This window comes from Propioniciclava sp. (assembly GCF_047602245.1).
Lineage (GTDB): Bacteria > Actinomycetota > Actinomycetes > Propionibacteriales > Propionibacteriaceae > Propioniciclava.
In genome coordinates this window covers 294,835-311,992 of the sequence record NZ_JASGHT010000001.1, presented here as the reverse complement: position 1 = coordinate 311,992, position 17,158 = coordinate 294,835, and the positions used below count along the sequence as shown (strand labels likewise).

Below are 17,158 nucleotides of genomic sequence, written 5' to 3'. Positions count from 1 at the left end.
CAGGGCTTTTTCGTATGCCCAGAGTCGTATTTGTCGCCGAAACGGACGCGTACAAGATGTATCTTGTAAACAAGACGCGAGGCGAAGGAGATGCGATGAAGCAGGGACCCGATCCGGACAAGCGGTTCTACGGGGCGATCACGGTGAGCGATCGCGGGCAGATCGTCATTCCCGCGCAGGCGCGGCGCGACTTCGGCATCGAGGTCGGCGACAAGCTGCTGGTCTTCGGGGACCGGCGTCACGGCATCGCGATCGCCCGCGCCGAGGATGTCATCGCCCGTCACCCCGGGGCGGAGGCGATCTTCGCTGCACCGCCGTCCGATGATGACTGATGCCGGCGCCGCCCGGCTACGGGTGGTGCTGCCGAACCTGACGGCCGCCGCCTGCGGCTTCGGCGGCGCCGCGCTGGCGGGCTTCGGGGTGTGGGCGGTGCTCGCCGGGTTCGTGACCGGAACCATGGGCTGGTTCGCCGGCTGGTTCGGGGCGCGGGCGCTCGGACGGGCGCTGGCCCGGCGTGGCTACGCGCCGCCGGGGCGTCCGGTCTATCGCCTGGGGGAGTCGCCCGAGGGTGAGTTCGGCGCGGGTGGGAAGGCGTGGGCATTGTCGCGGCTCGTCCGCGCGGGGCATCCGGTGCCGGACGGGGTCGTCCTGGTGCCGCGGGCCTTCGCTGGGGACGCGTTGACGCCCGATGCGGCGTCCGCGCTGGCCTTGGAGTTGCAGCGGTTCCCGGTCGGGCAGCGGTTCGCGGTGCGCTCATCGGCGGTGGGCGAGGACTCGGCGCACGCCTCCTTCGCCGGAGCCTACGAGTCGGTGCTGGACGTGAACGCCGCCGGTCTGGAGGCCGCGATCGGCGCCGTCCGTGCCTCGAGGGCCGCAGCGCGGGTGGGCGCCTACGCCCGGTCGTCCGGGGCCGATGCGGGTGAGTTGGCCGTGATCGTGCAGGCGATGGTCCCGGCCACCTGCGCCGGGGTGCTGTTCACCGTCGATCCGCTCAGCGGCGACCTCGGCTCGATGCTCGGCCATGTGGTGCACGGTCTCGGCGAAGCGCTGGTGTCCGGTGCCGAGACCGGTGAACAGTTCCGGCTCGGGCGTCCGGGGGGTGACTTCGACGGGCCCGACATGCTGGTGCCCTACGCTGCGGAGTTGCACGACCGGGCGCATCGCATCGAGGGCCTGTTCGGCGGGGTGCCGCAGGACCTCGAATGGGCGGTGGCCGACGGCACGGTCTGGTTGCTGCAGGCGCGTCCGGTCACCACGCTGAACCCATGGCGTCCGCGGACCGCCGAACGCAACGATTCGCTGGCCGGCACCTGCCTGTGGTCGGCGACCAACCTCAGCGAAGCCAACCCGGTCGCGCAGACCCCGCTGACCATCTCGCTGTCGCGCTACCAGCAGGCCAACGGCGGGCCGTCGATGGCGCTGCGCGGACGCGAGATGGCCGGCTACATCGGCGGGCGTCCCTACGCCAATCTCAGCGTGCAGATCACCGGACGCCGCAGCAAGGCCGGCAAGGCCGACCCCCGCGAGGTCTACCAGAAGCTCGCCGGCTGGTGGGGTTCTTTGCCGGACGAGGTGCCGATTCCGCTGATCCCGATGACGGCCGGCGACTGGACCGACGCGGGCGTGCCGATGCTCGGCAGCCTGGCGCGGATGGGCTGGACGAGGCTGCGGCTGCCGGGCTTCCTGCGGGGGAATCGTGTTGCGTGCGAGGCGCTTGTTGGTGCGGTCGCCGCATGCCGGACGCCTGCTGAGTTGCGGCGGCTCTGGGACGACCGGCTGTTCGCGTTCAGTCTGCGCTCGTTCTGGGCGGTGATCGCGTCCGGGTCGGAATACCCGGCCCGGTTGGAGCGGGAACTGCGCAACGAACTGGGGGCCGAGGACGCCTCCGCGGTGATATCGAACCTGGCCGGCTGGGCAGGCGGTTTGGAGAGCCTGGGGCCTGCCGAAGGTTTGCAGCAGGTGCGTGCCGGCGTCCTGTCTGCGCAGGAGTATGTGGCGCGTTTCGGCCATCGGGGCGTGAACGAGGCGGAACTCGCCTGGGCGCGCCCTTCGGAGGATCCGGGATGGCTCGACCGGGAGCTCGCTCGTGCGGCCGGGGTTGATGTCGCCTTGTCGCGGCGTCGGCAGGCGGAGGCGTCCGGTGCCGTGCTGATTCGGTTGCGCCAGCGTGATCGTGGGGTGGCGCGGTCGGTGGAGCGGCGCGTCCGCAAGGCCGCCCGGCAGGCGGCGCTGCGCGAGGCCGTGCGGTCGGAGGGTGTCCGGGCCACCGGGGTGATGCGTGCCTTTGCCCTGCGTGCTGGCGACCTGCTGGGGATCGGTGAAGACGTCTTCCTGCTCACGATCGAGGAACTGCTGGCCGCGTTGTCGGGCGACACTTCGCCGTTCGCCTGGTTCGACGAGCGCCGGGACACCTACCGGCGCTACCTCGACCTGCCCGCCTTGCCTGGAGTGATCTGCGGCGCATTCGACCCCTTCGCCTGGGCCGCCGACCCCGACCGGCGCACCGGCGTCGCCGGTTCGGCCGTGCCGGCTGGCGTGGTGGAGGTGGTTGGTGCGGGTGAAGCGGCTTCGTGCGTGGTCACCGGTCACCCGGGAGCGGTCGGACGCGTAGAAGGAACCGTCCGCGTCCTGACCCGATTCGAGGACGCCGGCCAACTGCGTCCCGGCGAAATCCTGGTGACGTCACTGACCAACATCGGCTGGACTCCGCTCTTCCCGATCGTCGCCGCCATCGTCACCGACCTCGGCGCTCCGCTCAGCCACGCCGCCATCGTCGCCCGCGAATTCGGCATCCCCGCGGTCGTCGGCTGCGGCGACGCGACCTCACGCCTGCACACCGGCGACCGCGTCCTGGTCGACGGCGCCGCCGGAACGGTGACCCTGCTCTAGTCCACGGGCTCAGCCCCAAGAAGAACCCGGCGTCACGGGCATCCGGCCATTTTCACCGTCGCGTGGCGTCCGCGACAACGGGCATATCCGCTCGGGTCATCGACTTCGCCCGGCTTCCGCACGGTTGCCCGGGTTGTTCCCTCGGAGGTCTGGTTGGCTCGATGTTGTCGCCCGGCTCCCGCACAGTCGCCCTGGTTCCTAACCGGGCGACGGTGACTACCCCGGGCGACCTTCCGGGCGAGGGTGAGTAAGCCGGGCGTCTGTGCCCAACCCGGGCGGCGCGGGCGATCGGATCGCCCCCTGCCGGCGGTATCTGCCCTGGCGTGGCGTCAGTGTAGAGACGTGGCGAGTAGACGCACCACGATTTTGCATTGGCTGAGCGCGGTTGCGCTGAGGTGCCTGGGCCGAGGCTCTTGGCATTGAGAAACTCCACCATCACGCATAAAGGCATCGCTCCTCGACCGTCGCCGGGCGCGTGGGCGAGATCAGGTCCGGCCGTCCCAGGAGCCGTGCTCGGACAGCGCGCGGAAGCGCAGCGTGGTGAACTCGTGGTGGAAGTCCCGCCGTTCGCGTTCGGCCATCGCCTCGACGTGCCGGCCGGCGTCCGCGCCGTGATCGCGACCGAACGCCATGCCGGTCATCGCGCGGGTGCTGGTCCAGACGGAGAAGGTGCACACGGTGCGCGGTGGGCGGACGGCGGCCAGGGCAAGCGTCGACTCCGGGTGGTCGCGGATCTGGCATTCCACCGGACGCCCCCAGCGGATGAAACGCGGCAACTGAGGCAGCCGCATCCGGGCCAGCGTGACGGCGACGACCGGGGCGTCCGGATCGGCCGGTCCGGCCATCTCGGGAAGGTGCGCGAACTCCCGGACCGTCCCCCAGCGGCGCAGGAACTGCAAACGGACGTGCCATCCGGCGGCGAGGCGGCGTCCGAACCGGTCGTGCGCGAGGAACGCGTCCAAGTCCCGCTCCTGCGACCACTCGGCGAACACGGCCAGCCGGTGCACCTGCATGCGCTGCAGCGAGAACACCGGTGAACCCAACCGCATGCCGGCGAGCACCTCCATATGCCGTAGTCCCGGCACGGTGGCAGGGCCGGGCGGGCGCAGCAGGGCGCCGACCGCGCGCAGGGGCGGCATCTGGACGAGATGGAACGAATGGATCATCGGGCGGCCTGTCGAGCGTGGAGTCGGGTCCGCATGCTCCATTCTCACTCGCGCTGAGGCCACGCGCACACGGCGGTGCGACGGTCGTGCGGCGTCCGTGACACAGGGAACCCACAGCGGACCTTCACCAAGGCGACGGCACTGCCATGGGTGCGGCACAGCGAGGACCGGGAGCGTGGAGGCATCCCCGACACCAAGGAGTCCCGATGGCACCCCGCAACCGTTTTCGAACCGCGATCGCCACCGCCGTGGCGGTCACCGTCACCAGCGCCGGCGCGGGCACCGTGTGGGCCCTCGACCGGTACGTCATTCCGCACGTCGAGGTCGCCGACGTGGCCCAGTACGAGGCGCAGAACTCGGCGGTCGTCTCCTCCAGCGACGGCGGCGCCACGGACGCCGTGGTCACCGGCGACAGCTACACCGACGGCGACACGTCCATCACGATCAGCACGGTCACCACCGGGACGGGCAGCGACACCCTGACCTACTACGTCGCCGAGGTCACCCTGGCGGACGCCACCGGGCTGCGCTCGGCGTTCGCCCACAACCAGTTCGGCGCCAACATCATCGAGAAGACCAGCGAGATCGCCGCCGACCACGATGCGGTGCTGGCCATCAACGGCGACTACTACGGCTTCCGCGATACCGGCATCGTGATCCGCAACGGCGTCGTCTACCGCGACGAGCCGGCGCGCACCGGACTCGCGTTCTACCTCGACGGCAGCGTCCGGATCTACGACGAGACCACCACCTCGGCCCAGGAACTGCTGGACGCCGGGGTGTGGAACACGCTCTCGTTCGGTCCGGCGCTCGTCGAGGACGGGCAGGCCGTCGCCGGCATCGACCAGGTCGAGGTCGACACCAACGTCGGCAACCACTCGATCCAGGGCGAGCAGCCGCGCACGGCGGTCGGGGTGATCGACGCCAACCACCTGGTCTTCGTGGTGGTGGACGGCCGCGACGACGGCTACAGCCGCGGCGCGACCCTTCCCGAACTCGCTCAGATCATGCTCGGTCTCGGCGCGACCACCGCCTACAACCTGGACGGAGGCGGCTCGTCGACGCTCTACTTCGACGGCGCTGTGGTGAATCAGCCGTCGAACGGCGGCGAACGCGGCACCTCCGACATCCTCTACGTGGCCGGGTGACGTGATGGCCATCCTGATCCCGTCGTACCAGCCCACCTCCCGGCTCGCCGAGGTCATCCGCGGGCTGCGCGTTCTGGACGCCGACGTGCCGATCCTCGTGGTCGACGACGGCAGCGGTCCTGCCTACGCGGACCAGTTCGCGGCCGCGCGCGCCGCCGGGGCCGAGGTGATCTCGGTGCCGGTCAACCGGGGCAAGGGGGCCGCGCTGAAGCTCGGCCTGCGCCGGCTGGCCACCACCCATCCGGCCGGGGACGTGGTGACCGCCGACTCCGACGGCCAGCACACGCCGGCCGACATCCTGCGCGTCGCCGCGGTGACCGCCCAGGGGCGCGAGCTGGTGCTCGGCTGCCGCGGCTTCACCGGGACAGTACCGTTGCCGAGCCGCCTCGGCAACGGCGTTTCGCGGGCGCTGTTCCGGCTGGCGGCCGGCTTCGCGGTCTCCGATACCCAGACCGGGTTGCGCGGGATTCCCGGGGTGCTCGTGGGATGGTCCGCGGACATTCCCGGGGAGCGATTCGAGTACGAGCAGAACATGCTGCTGCGCTGCCCGGGCGCCCGGGCAGCGGTGCGCGAGGTTCCCATCGCGACCGTCTACTTCGACCACAACGCGGGCACGCACTTCCGGCGGGTGCGGGACTCGGCCCGTGTGCTGTGGCCGGTGCTGTTGTTCGCCGCCTCATCGCTGGCCTCGCTCGCCGTCGACACGGTCGGCTTCGTCGTGCTGCTCGGCGCCACCGGCTCGATCGCCTGGTCGATCGCGGGGGCCCGGGTGCTCAGCGCCGGGGTCAACTTCGCCGTCAACCGCTCGGTGGTCTTTCGCGCCGGACGCGGTGGCCTGGCGGCGGCTGTGACCGGCTACATCACGCTGGCGCTCACCCTGCTGGGGGCGTCCATCGCGGGCACCACCGCGCTGGCCGGCCTGGGTGTGCCGGCGCTGGTGGCGAAGGTGATCACCGAATCGGTGTTGTTCGTGGCGAGCTACCACGTGCAGCGTCGCTACATCTTCACCGGACGCCGCCGGGATGCTGGAACTGGGGAAGTCGCCGCCGGCGGGGGTAACGCGCTTGTGGAGGGAAAAACGTACTGCTCAACGTCGCCGAGGTCGGGACAACATCAGTCGGACTGATGTTTTTCCGCTGTGCTCGGCGATGAGCAGTACGTTCTGCGCACTGGGCGCCCTCTTGCCCATGGTCAAGGAATCTGGAATTATGGAAAAATGGAACTGGAGGATCTGGAACGCCGCGTCGCCGCGCTGGAGGCGCGCCTGGATGCCGGGGCGACGGGTACCGAGCCCACGGAGGGCGACTTCTGGGTACTCGACGGACTGAAGAAGCGCAGCTCGGACGGTGCGGTGCTGTTCGCCGGGGCGATCGAGGGGGAGCGGGGTCCGCTGTCGTTCCAGTGGACCCGCCCGATCGATTTCTTCGCCGAAGACGACTGGACCGCCCACGCCGCCACGCTCGCCGCACTCGGGCATCCCGCCCGGCTGGCCCTGCTGCGCCGCCTCTTCGACGGTCCGGCGACCGCAGCCGAGCTCGCCGAGCAAGCCGACCTCAGCTCTGTGGGCGTCGTCTACCACCACCTCAACCAGCTGACCGCCGCCGGTTGGGTGCGCGCGTTGGGCGGCGGACGCCATGGCCTCAACCCCCAGCGGGCCGTCGCTCTGCTCGCGGTGCTGCTCGCAACCGAAGGAGCCTGACATGACGACCTCACCGGACTCCACGCCGGCCACCGCCGCCGGTCGATCGCGGCGGACGCGCGTGCTGCCGGTGGTCGCGGTTGCGGTGCTCGTCCTCACCCTGGCCGGAATCGTCGCGCCGCGTCCGATCACCCTCGGCCCGCCGACCGGTGACCGGCGACTGGCCGACGCCGCCCGACCGCACCTGTCCGGGCAGCATCACGTCGCGATCGCGCTGATCGAGCCGGAAGGGGTGCGCTATGCCGGGTTCGGTGCCGACGAGCATGCCGTGTTCGAGATCGGCTCGGTCACCAAGACGTTCACCTCCGCCCTGCTGCGCGAGGCGATCGCGCGCGGCGAAGTGTCCGCGGACACCCGGGTGCGCGACCTGGTGCCGACGGACGCCCCCGTGGGCGACGTCACGCTGCAGGAGTTGGCCAGCCACACCAGCGGACTGCCCCGGCTGGGCGGTTCGCAGACCAACCCGGTGAGCCTGTTCGCGCACCTGCTACGCCGCAACCCCTACTCAGGTGACGGTGAGCTCGTGATCCGCGACGCACTCGCGGCCGGCCTCACCGATCGCGGCACGGTCGCTTATTCGAACCTCGGCGTCGCCCTGCTCGGGCAGTTGCTGGCCCGCGCCGCCGATCTCAGCTACCCGGACTTGCTGCGCATGCGCCTCCTCGACCCGCTCGGCCTGGCCGAGACCACACTGCCGCTTACGGCGTCCGACCTGCCGCCGGAGGCGCCACGCGGATACGACGTGGCCGGACGCACCGCGGCTGCTTGGCCGCTCGACGGCTGGTCGCCGGCGGGCGGCGTCCGGTCGACCGCCCACGACCTGGCGATCTGGGTGGAGTCGATGCTGGACGGGCGCAACCCCGGGGCGTCCGGGCTCGGCGTGGTCGCCGAGGTCGCGCCGGGCGACCGGGTGGCGACGGGATGGTTCCTGCAGGACCTCGCGGGCGGCGGCACGCTGGTGTGGCACAACGGCGGCACCGGCGGGTTCCGGTCGTTCGTCGGCTTCGATCCGGACGCCCGGCGCGGCATCGTCGTACTGGCCGACACCGAGCGGGACGTGGATGCCGCCGCAGTCGCGATCCTGAAGGCAGCGCGATGATCGCCGTGCTCGTGCTGATCTGTGGCGTCGCGCTCGTCGGCTGGTATGCCTGGCAGGCCACCCGGGCGCGCGACCGCTGGCCGGCCGTGCTGGCGGCGTCCGAATCGCTGGCCATCGCCTTCCTCGTCGCCGCGGTCGGCGACTGGGGCGCCGTGCCCTGGTGGGTGTGGTGGATCGTGGTGAGCGCGCCGCTCGCCGCTGCCGCCGTCGTGGCCTGGCGCTGGGCCGATCTAGGTTCCGGACGCCCCCGCTGGCGCTGGCCGAGCCTGGCGGTGTGCATCGCCCTGATCGCGGTCTGCTCCGGTGTGTCGCTGCTGCCACCGGGCTGAGCGCTCACCTGATTCGTCCCGGTGTCCGTTCGCTGGGTCTGGGCCGCCCCATGGGCCGGCGTGATCGTCGTGCTGCTCGTGCTGCTGGGGCCCTGACGTGCACCACGCTCCCGTCCCGGGGCAACCTGCGATGCCTCCAGGCCGAGCGCGGTGTTAGCATCGAATCCACCCCACAGAACTGAATATCTCCATGACGAGGATTTTGTGCTGCGGGGTAGGTGTCTCGCAGCGCAGGAAATGGGTGCGAATCCCATACAGGACCGCTGCTGTATTGACGGAGCATATTCTCATCGGCGCCACTAGAACGAAAGTTTCCGGGAAGGCGAGAATGTGCGGTGATGTCTGAGTCAGAACACGTCCTCGTCATGGTTGTCATCACTCTTCGGAATCAAGAGAAGGCACCATGCTGAAAAAGATCATCAGCCCCATCATGCTGATGCTGTTCGCGCTGTTCCTCACTGCGTGTTCGCCCGCCGCCCCGACATCGCCGTCGTCCTCGCCGAGCGGAAGTGCTGCGGCGTCCGCCCATTACCCGGTGACCATCACCAACTGGAACTACGCCGGTGACGAGGTCTCGCAGACCTTCACCAAGGCGCCCGAGAAGGTGCTCGCCGTCTACCAGGGCAGCATCGAGACCATGATCGCCCTCGGCCTGGAAGACCATGTCGCGGCGTCCTACGGCCTCGACAATGCGGTCAAGCCGGAATGGCAGGCGGGCCTGACCAAGATGAACTACCAGGAGGACAAGTTCGCTCCCGACCGCGAGACGGTCACCTTGCTGCAGCCCGACTTCATTTTCTCGTGGAGTTCGTTCTTCGGCGAGAAGACCCTCGGCGACGTCACCAATTGGCAGCCGAACGGCACCGGCACCTACATCAACACCAACACGCGCCGCGGCAGCCACAACCGCACCATCGAGAACGAGTTCAGCGACATCCTGAATATCGGCAAGATCTTCGACGTCGAAGCCAAGGCCGAGGCGCTGGTCAAGCAGATGCGCGACGAGATCGACTCGACGCTGGCCGCGGCCAAGGGCCAGAGCGCGCCCAAGGTGGCGATCCTGGAATTCCTCGACGGCGGCACCACCAACTACGGCGCCACCTCGCTGGGCGGCGACATGGTCACCCGCCTCGGCGGCACGCTCGCCATGCCCGAGGTGCCCAAGGCGGGGTTCGAGGACATCATCGCTGCCAACCCCGACGTGATCTTCGTGGTCACCATGCCCGGGCGCGGCGAGGATGCGGCCAAGGCCACCCAGGAGGCCCTCGACAAGGTGCTCAAGGAGCCGGCGCTCGCCAGCCTCGACGCGGTCAAGAACAACCGCGTGGTCGACATCATGCTCGGCGACATGTACGCCAGCGGTCCGCGCACGTTCGACGGCATCAAGACCTTCTCGGCCGGGATGTACCCCGACCTGAAGAAGTGACCTCACCCGCGAAAAGCGGAGGTAGCCGGGCGCTCGCGTCCGGCTACCTCGTCGTGGTCGTCGTGCTGGTTGCGGTCGTGATCGGCTCGGTGCTGCTCGCGGTCACCTTCGGCTCGAACCGGCTCGCCGTCGGTGACGTCTACGGCGTGATCATGCACCGGCTGTTCGGCTGGGGCGATGCGGCCTGGGGGAGCGGCCCCGTTCACGACGTCGTCTGGCTGATCCGGTTGCCTCGGCTCGTGCTCGCCATCGCGGTCGGCATGGCGCTGTCGGTGGGCGGGCTGACCATGCAGGCGGTCGTCCGCAACCCGCTCGCCGACCCGTACATCATGGGCATCTCGGCCGGCGCCTACGCCGGTGCGGCGCTCGCCATCCTCGGCGAGGTGGGCGGCGCCGCGTTCGGTGCGCAGGCGACCGGGATCATGGCGTTCATCGGCGCGGGCGTCGCCTCGCTGGCGGTGGTCGGGTTGGCGAATGTGGGCGGACGCGCCACGTCGGTCCGGCTGATCCTGGCCGGCACCGCGCTGGGCGCGGTCTTCGCGGCCTTCTCGAATTTCATGGTGTTCCGGACGAACCAGTCCTCGCGCGTCCAGGAGATCGTCAACTGGACGATGGGAAGCCTGGGTCGGGCGAGTTGGCCCCTGAACGGTCCCGTGCTGGCGGTCATGCTGGTCTGCGTCGGCGTCCTATGGCTGCAATACCGCAACCTGAACCTGATGCTGATGGGCGACCAGGTCGCCATCACCCTCGGCACCCGGCTGCATCACCGCCGGATCGCGTTCCTGCTGATCGGGGCGCTGATGGTCGGGTTGTCGGTGTACGCGGCCGGGATGATCGGCTTCGTGGGCCTGGTGATTCCGCACATCGCACGGATGATCTTCGGGACCGACCACAAGAAACTCGTGCCGATCAGCGCGCTGTTCGGCGCCATCTTCCTGATCTGGGCCGACGTGCTATGCCGGGTCGCCATCGCCGGCACCGAACTGCCGATCGGCATCTTCACCTCGATGGTCGGCGCGCCGGTATTCGTCTACCTGATGGCCCGCAAGAAGTACGGATTTGGGACGCCCGAGTGATGCTGATCGAGACCAGAGACCTGACCAAGACCCTGGGCGGCAACGAGATCCTGAAGGGGATCGGGTTCGAGGCCGAGGGTCGCCAGACCATCGGCGTGATCGGCCCGAACGGCTCGGGCAAGAGCACCCTGCTCAAATGCATCTACCGGGTGCTCGAGCCGAGCGGCGGTGCGGTGTGGATCGACGGGCGTCCGATCACCGACCTGCCGCCCAAGCAGACCGCGCGCCAGTTGGCCGTCGTGGCGCAGCACAACCATGTCAGCTTCGACTTCACCGTGCTGGACATTGTCATGCTCGGCCGGGCGCCACACAAGCGAATGCTCGACCGCGACACCGGCGAGGACTACGCGATCGCGCGCGAGTCGCTCGCCGCGGTGAACCTGGCCGGCTTCGAAGAGCGCAGCTTCGCCACCCTGTCCGGTAGCGAGCAGCAGCGGGTCATCCTCGCCCGTGCGCTGACCCAGCAGACGCCGTGCCTGGTGCTCGACGAGCCGACCAACCACATGGACATCCGCTACCAACTGCAACTGATGACCCTGGTGCGCTCGCTCGGTAAGACGATCGTCTGCGCGGTGCACGATCTCAATATCGCCGCCACCTACTGCGACTATCTGTACGTCCTGCACGAGGGGCGTGTGGTCGCCTCGGGCGAACCGCACGCCGTGCTCACGGTCGAGTTGATCCAGGATGTCTACGGGGTTCGCCCCACGCTGATTCACGATGAGCACGGCCGGTTGCACATTCTCTATGGCGCGGATGCCCTTGTTCCTTGACCTCGAAGCATGTTTGTCGTCGCTGTCAGCGGTAAGGGCCAAGATATGGTCGGAATGGCGGCGGTTGCCGAGGCGAAATCGAGCTTGGGCCACGTTGTGGTCTTTATGAGCCCCGGTCTGTCGCGTCATAGCGACCACAGCTTGGTCCTTCCGTCGAATCCGGCTGGCGAGCACTCTGAGAACGACCACAGGTGAGCCCGATCGTCGCCGGCGTCCTCGGTGGTCTGGTGCAGGGGATCGTCTGCTAGCGTGTCTCGCATGGTACCCGTCGACGACAGCATCCTGGTGAATCTTCGCCGGGGAACGCTGGAGTACTGCGTCCTGGGCCTGCTCGCCTCGGAGCGGCTGTACGGGCTCGACATCGCCCGGCGCTTGACGGTTGATGGACTGCTGATGTCGAGCGAAGGAACCCTCTACCCACTGCTCGCACGGCTGCGAAAGTCGGGCTGGGTGGAGACCTCCTGGGAGGAGTCGACCTCCGGCCCACCCCGCCGCTACTACGAGATCACACCCAAAGGCCGCACCGCGCTCGCCGGCTTCCGCGCGACCTGGAAGCCGTTCCGCGACGCCGTGGACGCTGCCACCCCACCCTTTCCCGACGGAGGCGACTCATGACCACGCTGCCCCGACCCGCCGAGCTGTACCTCGACGAACTCGCCCAACTTCTCGCGCCCGCCGAGCCGGTGGACCGGATCGAGATCGTCGCCGGCATCCGCGAACACATCGAGGCCCAACTCGCCGACTTACCCGGCCCGGCGACCGACACCGACATCGCGACCATCCTGCGCGGCCTCGGCAGCCCGGACGCCGTCGCGCGCCAAGCCTTGCCCGGAGATGCTGTCGGGTTTCCGTCTGTTATTGCCAGAGGTGTATTAGCTCCGATGGTAGCGGTGGGGTCGGGCTCTGCGCCTGTGCTGCGGCGGAGATGGGTGCCGGTTGTTGTGACCGTACTGCTCGTGTTCTGCCTGGCCATGAATGTGGCGTTGGCGCCGGAAATGCCCGCCCCGGGTCCCGCGGGCATGGCCCTGAACCAGGCCGAGTTGTCGCTCTTGCTGGTTCTCCTGACCTCGTGGGCGTGGATTCCGGTGATCATCTTGGTCTGGGCGAGTCCCGGCTGGCGGGTGGGGTGGAAGGTGGTCGGCACCACGTTGCCGCTATGGCCCTGGGTCGTGGCATGGGTAGGAAACGTGCTTTTCACCGCGCCCGTCGCGGGGTTGCTGGTCGGCCTCGTTCCGGCCGTGTTGGCGCTCGTCGGACTGGTGAGGTCGTTTCTTCGCGGTCGCGACAGGGGTGAGTAAGGGCCGCTGGCGGGCCTTGCCTGCGTCAGCGCTCCGGTTGTGCGTTGGCGTTGTGCCACCGCTGAATCTAGATCGGAGCTCGCAAGGATCGACCACTCGGCGGGCCGTGACCCCGGGGCCGGCACCGTCGAGTGGTCGATTCTCGCGAATGTGGCGGCAAAGGGGCTGGCGGGGGCGAATTCGAGCCGGACGAGTTTGTGCGGCTTGCCGGTGGTCGTGAGGAGCCGGTGATCGAGGACGTCCTCGCTGGTGCGTTGCTCTCCATGGAGCGATCCCGAACACTCGGTCGGCGGTTGCGTGATGGCCACGCTGGAACAGCGCAACCACGCGCGCAGCTTCCTGGGGAAGGCTGAGGAGTATTTGGACCTCGGCGGAGGTGAATCAGTCCGCTGGGCGTCACCCGTCACGCGGTCGCCGCAGGGGTGCGATTCATGCCGGGATCTGTGCCAAAGATGCGATCCAGGTGGTTCGCCTCAACGGCTGACCGCGCAGCGAAGGTCCCTATGGTTCGTCCGCGACTGGCCGTCAGTCAGCGCGTCGCCGATCGGATCAGGGCGACGAGCCAGGCCTCTTCGCCGCGCGGGACTTCTTGTGACTCGTTTGCGTCGCGCTCCGGTGTGGTGGGGTTCACTCGGTAGACGCCTGCCTCGCGGACGAGGTAACGGTAGTCGACCAACTCGCGGCGCAGGGTCGCGACATCGTCGTGGGCTTCGCGCAGTACCGCGTTCACCTCGGGCTCGGTGTAGCTGCGAGTGGGGTCGAAGCGTCGCAGCAGTTCCAGCAGCACCGAAACCCGGGCTTTCCGCTTGGCCGGGATCTGGCGTAGCTGCGGGCCGTCGAAGAAGATCCGCACCGTACGCGCGTGGTCAGGGTCGGCGTCCAGGAGGTCGGGGGCGGTGGACGCCGGCGTCCGGCCCTGGATGTCGGATAGGAGCGCATCGTTGAGGGCGTAGATCCGCCGGGTCGCATCGGGGGTCACCGTCACGACGCCGACCTCGGTGAGTCGCTGCATGTGGTGGCTGACGGTGGGGGCGCTGAGGCCCAATGCGTCGGCCAGTTCGCGACCCGAGTGGGGGTGCCCGGCGAGCAGGCCGAGGATGCGCAGGCGGGTGGCGTCCGCGATCGTCTTCAGCAGGCGCACCCGTGCTTCCAGATCAGCGGAGTCGGTGAAGTTCGACATATGTCTAACGTTAGATGGGTATGAAATTATCCACAAACTCCCGCGAGCACCCCTCAACGGTTCGCACGCCGCCCGTATGCGGCGCCGTTGAGCCACGGCAGGTCAGGGCTATCGTGGGCGGAAGCCAGCCCAGGAGGTGACGGTGATGGCGTCCATCGTTGTACGGGGGCTCGATGAGTCCGTGAAGAGGCAACTGGCTGCGCAGGCGAAGGCGCACGGCCGGTCGTTGGAGGCGGAGATCCGGGAGATCCTGACCAAGGCGACGCGTCCGCATATCGGGCTGAGCCTCCTGCGCGCCGTCCAGGAAATCGGTGGCGTCGACGGACTCCCGGTGCCCGATCGTACGGATCGAGCCCGAGCCGTGGACTTCGACGCACCGCCGCGCTGACCGGTTCTCCGTTGGGGCTACGCGCCTCGCCGTCGGAGGCCATCGTGCTTCAGCGAGAGGCAGAATCCTCCTGATCGAGGTGGACGATGCCGCGTTCGCCGTCGACGGTGATCATGTCGCCGTCGTGGATGCGGCGGGTCGCGGATCCGGTGCCGAGCACGGCGGGGATGCCGTATTCGCGGGCGACGATCGAGCTGTGCGACAGCGGTCCGCCGATGTCGGTGACCACCGCGGACGCCATCGCGAAGAACGGTGTGTACGCCGGTGTGGTGATCGGGGCCACCAGCACATCGCCGGGGCGCATGGCGGCGAAGTCCTCGGGACCGCGCAGCACTCGCGCCGGGCCGGTCGCGCGCCCGGCGCTGGCGCCGAGACCGGTCAAGGTGGGTCCCGACTGTTCCTCGGTGTTGCTCGGCATGAATCGCTTGAAGAGCGTGTAGTAGAAGCCGGTTTCGGGCAGCCATCCGGGCGGAGTCGCCAGACGCCGTCCGCGCCACACCTCCTTGCGGCGCTCGACTTCGTCGGTGAGCGCGGCGATGTGAGCCTCTGCTGCATCCAAGGCGGACGCCGCGGCGTCCGCTTCTGCCCTGGTCAGCCAGAACACGTCGTCACGGTCGGCGATCACCCCCGCCTCGGCCAGGCGGCGTCCCAGCTCGCGCAGCAGGCGCCGCGCGCACGGCCAGCCCAGGCCGATATCGGCGAGGGCGTCCTCGCGCAGCGGACCGAGACGGTGCGCCTTCTCCAGCCATCCGTGCAGGATCCGGCGGCGGACGGGATCGAGATGGTCATCCAGCCAGCGCATCGCCCGGCGCCGCTCCGAGGCCAGGTGGGTCAGGCGGGCGTCCGGATCGGCGGCTTTGCCTGCCACCGCATGCTTCAAGGCGGCCATCACCGGGGCCGGATCGTCGGCCGCGACCGGCTGCATCAGGTCAAGGTTATAGGTGAGGTGACCGAAGCGGTCCAGGTGACGGGCGAGGCGTTCGCCGAAGTCGGCGGCGTAGGCGGCGGGTAGCGGGCGTCCGTCGAGCACGGCACGGGCGACACCGGGCGTGGCGCGGCACCACTGCGCGAGCGCGAACAGCGAGCGCTCGGCGCGGATCGGCGTCGACTCGAACCCGAGCAGGAACGTCAGCGCCGGCGGCTTGTCGGTGCCGGGGCGTCCGGGCACCAACGCGTGATAGAGCCGGGTGAACATGATCTCCGGCATGGCCGCCTGTGGGATCACCGCCTGCACATAGGTGTAATAGTCGCTCCCCGCCGCGACCAACGCTGCGGCACCCGTGAGCAGTTCGGTGGCCGGCAGGGTGCCGGCATCGCGTGCGGACCAGTCCGCCACCGCTTTCTGATAGCCGGGGCGTCCGGTCTCGCGCCAGAGTGTGATCCCGTTCATCGGCCCATCGCTGCGGACGACGACCTTCATCGCGGACGGCGCGAACCGCATCATCCGGCCCATCGCCTTCGTCGAATAGAAGTAGTAGGCGAACCCGTTGACCATCGGGAAATCGGTGTCCGCGTCCCGCAGGATGTCGCGGCCGAAATAGCGTCCCATCATCGTGCGCAGCGAGGCCGCCACTCCGGCCTGGATCAGGTCGGCGAACAGCGGCGACAGCGGGTCGGGCATCTGCTCGACGATGGACGCCCGCATGTACATGCCGTCGGTGCGCTCGGTCGGCCACTCGTCTGGGATCGGTCCGGTCGGCTGGGGCAGCGCGGTGATCGGCCGGCTTTGGGTCAACCAGAACTGGTCCCCGGCCAGCACCCATTCGATGTCTTGCGGGGCGCCGAAATGCTCGGCCACCCGGCGCCCGAGCGCGGCGAGCCGTTCGGCCTGTTCGTCGTTCAAGACGGACGCCGTGCGCCGCGGCCCGGTCAGCGGCTCGGCGTGGGTGCCGTGTTCGTCGCGCACGGTGTGAACCGCCTTGTCGGCCACGGTCCGCCGGATGACCTGGCCGTCGTCGAGGACGATCTCATCGGGGGTGACCTCGCCGCCCACGACGGCTTCGCCGAGGCCGAATGCGGCATTGATCACCGACTCGTGGCGGCGTCCATTGGCCGGATTCGCGGTGAACAGGACGCCGGCGGCATCGGCGTCCACCAACCGCTGGACGACCACCGCCAGACTGACGCCGTTGTGGCCGATGCCGGCCTTGGCGCGGTAGGCGATGGCGCGATCGGTCCACAAGGAGGCCCAGCAACGGCGCACCGCATCGAGCAGGGCGTCCTCGCCGTCGATGCCGAGATAGCTGTCCTGCTGGCCGGCGAACGAGGCGTCCGCCAAGTCCTCGGCGGTTGCGGACGACCGGACCGCGACCACGGGCGATCCGAGCGCCCGGTACGCCTCGGTGATCGCGGCGACCAGGTCATCGGGAATCGGGTGATCGAACAGTGCGCGTGCCGCTGCGCCGTCCTGCGGGTGGTCGTCACCAGCGGATGAGGGCCACGCACCGGTGGGTACACCGTCCGGCGCCGCGTCGCTGTGGGCGACCGTGTCGCGCAAGGCATCTGCGATGCCAGCTTCGCCAACATAGGCGTTGTACGCGGCGGTGGTGACCACGAAGCCGTCGGGAACGTCGAACCCGGCGCGCACCAACTCGCCCAGGTTCGCCCCCTTGCCGCCGGCCGTGGCGAGGTCGTCGCGGGTGAGGGTGTGCAGCGGGGCGATCCAGTTCATCGCAAACTCCTTCGAC

Annotated in this window: 16 protein-coding genes and 1 riboswitch; of the genes, 13 read left to right on the top strand and 3 right to left on the bottom strand. The window is 69.2% G+C overall.

All coding sequences use genetic code 11. From position 1 onward, the window contains the following. Positions 1-95: 95 nt before the first annotated feature. Together QM708_RS01490 and QM708_RS01485 are read left to right on the top strand one after the other, a co-directional pair. Positions 96-332, top strand: a complete 237-nt coding sequence (locus tag QM708_RS01490; RefSeq protein WP_415103701.1) for an AbrB/MazE/SpoVT family DNA-binding domain-containing protein — start codon at positions 96-98, stop codon at positions 330-332. After that, positions 322-2,889: a PEP/pyruvate-binding domain-containing protein gene (locus QM708_RS01485; RefSeq protein ID WP_415103699.1), complete on the top strand. Its 2,568-nt coding sequence runs from the start codon at positions 322-324 to the stop codon at positions 2,887-2,889. The genes QM708_RS01490 and QM708_RS01485 overlap by 11 nt, the downstream gene beginning before the upstream one ends. Before the next feature lie 485 nt (positions 2,890-3,374). Here QM708_RS01485 and QM708_RS01480 read toward each other — a convergent pair whose 3' ends face one another. After that, entirely contained in the window at positions 3,375-4,055 is a 681-nt protein-coding gene (locus tag QM708_RS01480; RefSeq protein ID WP_415103697.1) for a hypothetical protein, read from the bottom strand. A gap of 206 nt (positions 4,056-4,261) precedes the next feature. Here QM708_RS01480 and QM708_RS01475 point away from each other — a divergent pair, with 206 nt between their 5' ends. From QM708_RS01475 to QM708_RS01430, 10 genes are all read left to right on the top strand, one after another. Beyond that, positions 4,262-5,203, top strand: coding sequence for a phosphodiester glycosidase family protein (locus QM708_RS01475; protein WP_415103695.1), 942 nt, complete (start codon positions 4,262-4,264; stop codon positions 5,201-5,203). 4 nt (positions 5,204-5,207) lie between these two features. After that, positions 5,208-6,329, top strand: coding sequence for a glycosyltransferase (locus QM708_RS01470; protein ID WP_415103693.1), 1,122 nt, complete (start codon positions 5,208-5,210; stop codon positions 6,327-6,329). A 90-nt stretch (positions 6,330-6,419) separates the two neighbouring features. Then, positions 6,420-6,902 carry an ArsR/SmtB family transcription factor gene (locus QM708_RS01465; protein ID WP_415103691.1) on the top strand — a complete coding sequence of 161 codons (483 nt, stop codon included), beginning with the start codon at positions 6,420-6,422 and terminating at the stop codon, positions 6,900-6,902. Between the two features lies 1 nt (position 6,903). After that, positions 6,904-8,001, top strand: coding sequence for a serine hydrolase domain-containing protein (locus tag QM708_RS01460; RefSeq protein WP_415103689.1), 1,098 nt, complete (start codon positions 6,904-6,906; stop codon positions 7,999-8,001). After that, positions 7,998-8,330 (top strand): hypothetical protein, encoded by a 333-nt coding sequence (locus QM708_RS01455; protein ID WP_415103687.1) that lies wholly within the window; start codon positions 7,998-8,000, stop codon positions 8,328-8,330. The genes QM708_RS01460 and QM708_RS01455 overlap by 4 nt, the downstream gene beginning before the upstream one ends. A gap of 180 nt (positions 8,331-8,510) precedes the next feature. Next, a riboswitch (cobalamin riboswitch) is annotated at positions 8,511-8,707 on the top strand. A gap of 26 nt (positions 8,708-8,733) precedes the next feature. Then, on the top strand, positions 8,734-9,756 hold the full coding sequence (locus QM708_RS01450) for an ABC transporter substrate-binding protein (RefSeq protein WP_415103685.1): 1,023 nt from the start codon (positions 8,734-8,736) through the stop codon (positions 9,754-9,756). Next, positions 9,753-10,832 (top strand): FecCD family ABC transporter permease, encoded by a 1,080-nt coding sequence (locus tag QM708_RS01445; RefSeq protein WP_415103683.1) that lies wholly within the window; start codon positions 9,753-9,755, stop codon positions 10,830-10,832. The genes QM708_RS01450 and QM708_RS01445 overlap by 4 nt, the downstream gene beginning before the upstream one ends. After that, positions 10,832-11,605, top strand: a complete 774-nt coding sequence (locus tag QM708_RS01440; RefSeq protein ID WP_415103681.1) for an ABC transporter ATP-binding protein — start codon at positions 10,832-10,834, stop codon at positions 11,603-11,605. The genes QM708_RS01445 and QM708_RS01440 overlap by 1 nt, the downstream gene beginning before the upstream one ends. 258 nt (positions 11,606-11,863) lie before the next feature. After that, entirely contained in the window at positions 11,864-12,220 is a 357-nt protein-coding gene (locus QM708_RS01435) for a PadR family transcriptional regulator (RefSeq protein WP_415103679.1), read from the top strand. Further along, on the top strand, positions 12,217-12,903 hold the full coding sequence (locus QM708_RS01430) for an HAAS signaling domain-containing protein (RefSeq protein ID WP_415103677.1): 687 nt from the start codon (positions 12,217-12,219) through the stop codon (positions 12,901-12,903). The genes QM708_RS01435 and QM708_RS01430 overlap by 4 nt, the downstream gene beginning before the upstream one ends. Before the next feature lie 529 nt (positions 12,904-13,432). Here the strand turns inward: QM708_RS01430 and QM708_RS01425 are convergent. Continuing rightward, on the bottom strand, positions 13,433-14,083 hold the full coding sequence (locus QM708_RS01425) for a metalloregulator ArsR/SmtB family transcription factor (protein WP_415103675.1): 651 nt from the start codon (positions 14,081-14,083) through the stop codon (positions 13,433-13,435). 145 nt (positions 14,084-14,228) lie between these two features. Here QM708_RS01425 and QM708_RS01420 point away from each other — a divergent pair, with 145 nt between their 5' ends. After that, positions 14,229-14,471: a FitA-like ribbon-helix-helix domain-containing protein gene (locus tag QM708_RS01420; protein ID WP_415103673.1), complete on the top strand. Its 243-nt coding sequence runs from the start codon at positions 14,229-14,231 to the stop codon at positions 14,469-14,471. A gap of 49 nt (positions 14,472-14,520) precedes the next feature. On the opposite strand, the gene QM708_RS01415 is transcribed toward QM708_RS01420, so the two are convergent. Beyond that, positions 14,521-17,142, bottom strand: a complete 2,622-nt coding sequence (locus QM708_RS01415) for a PEP/pyruvate-binding domain-containing protein (RefSeq protein ID WP_415103671.1) — start codon at positions 17,140-17,142, stop codon at positions 14,521-14,523. Positions 17,143-17,158: the final 16 nt, after the last annotated feature.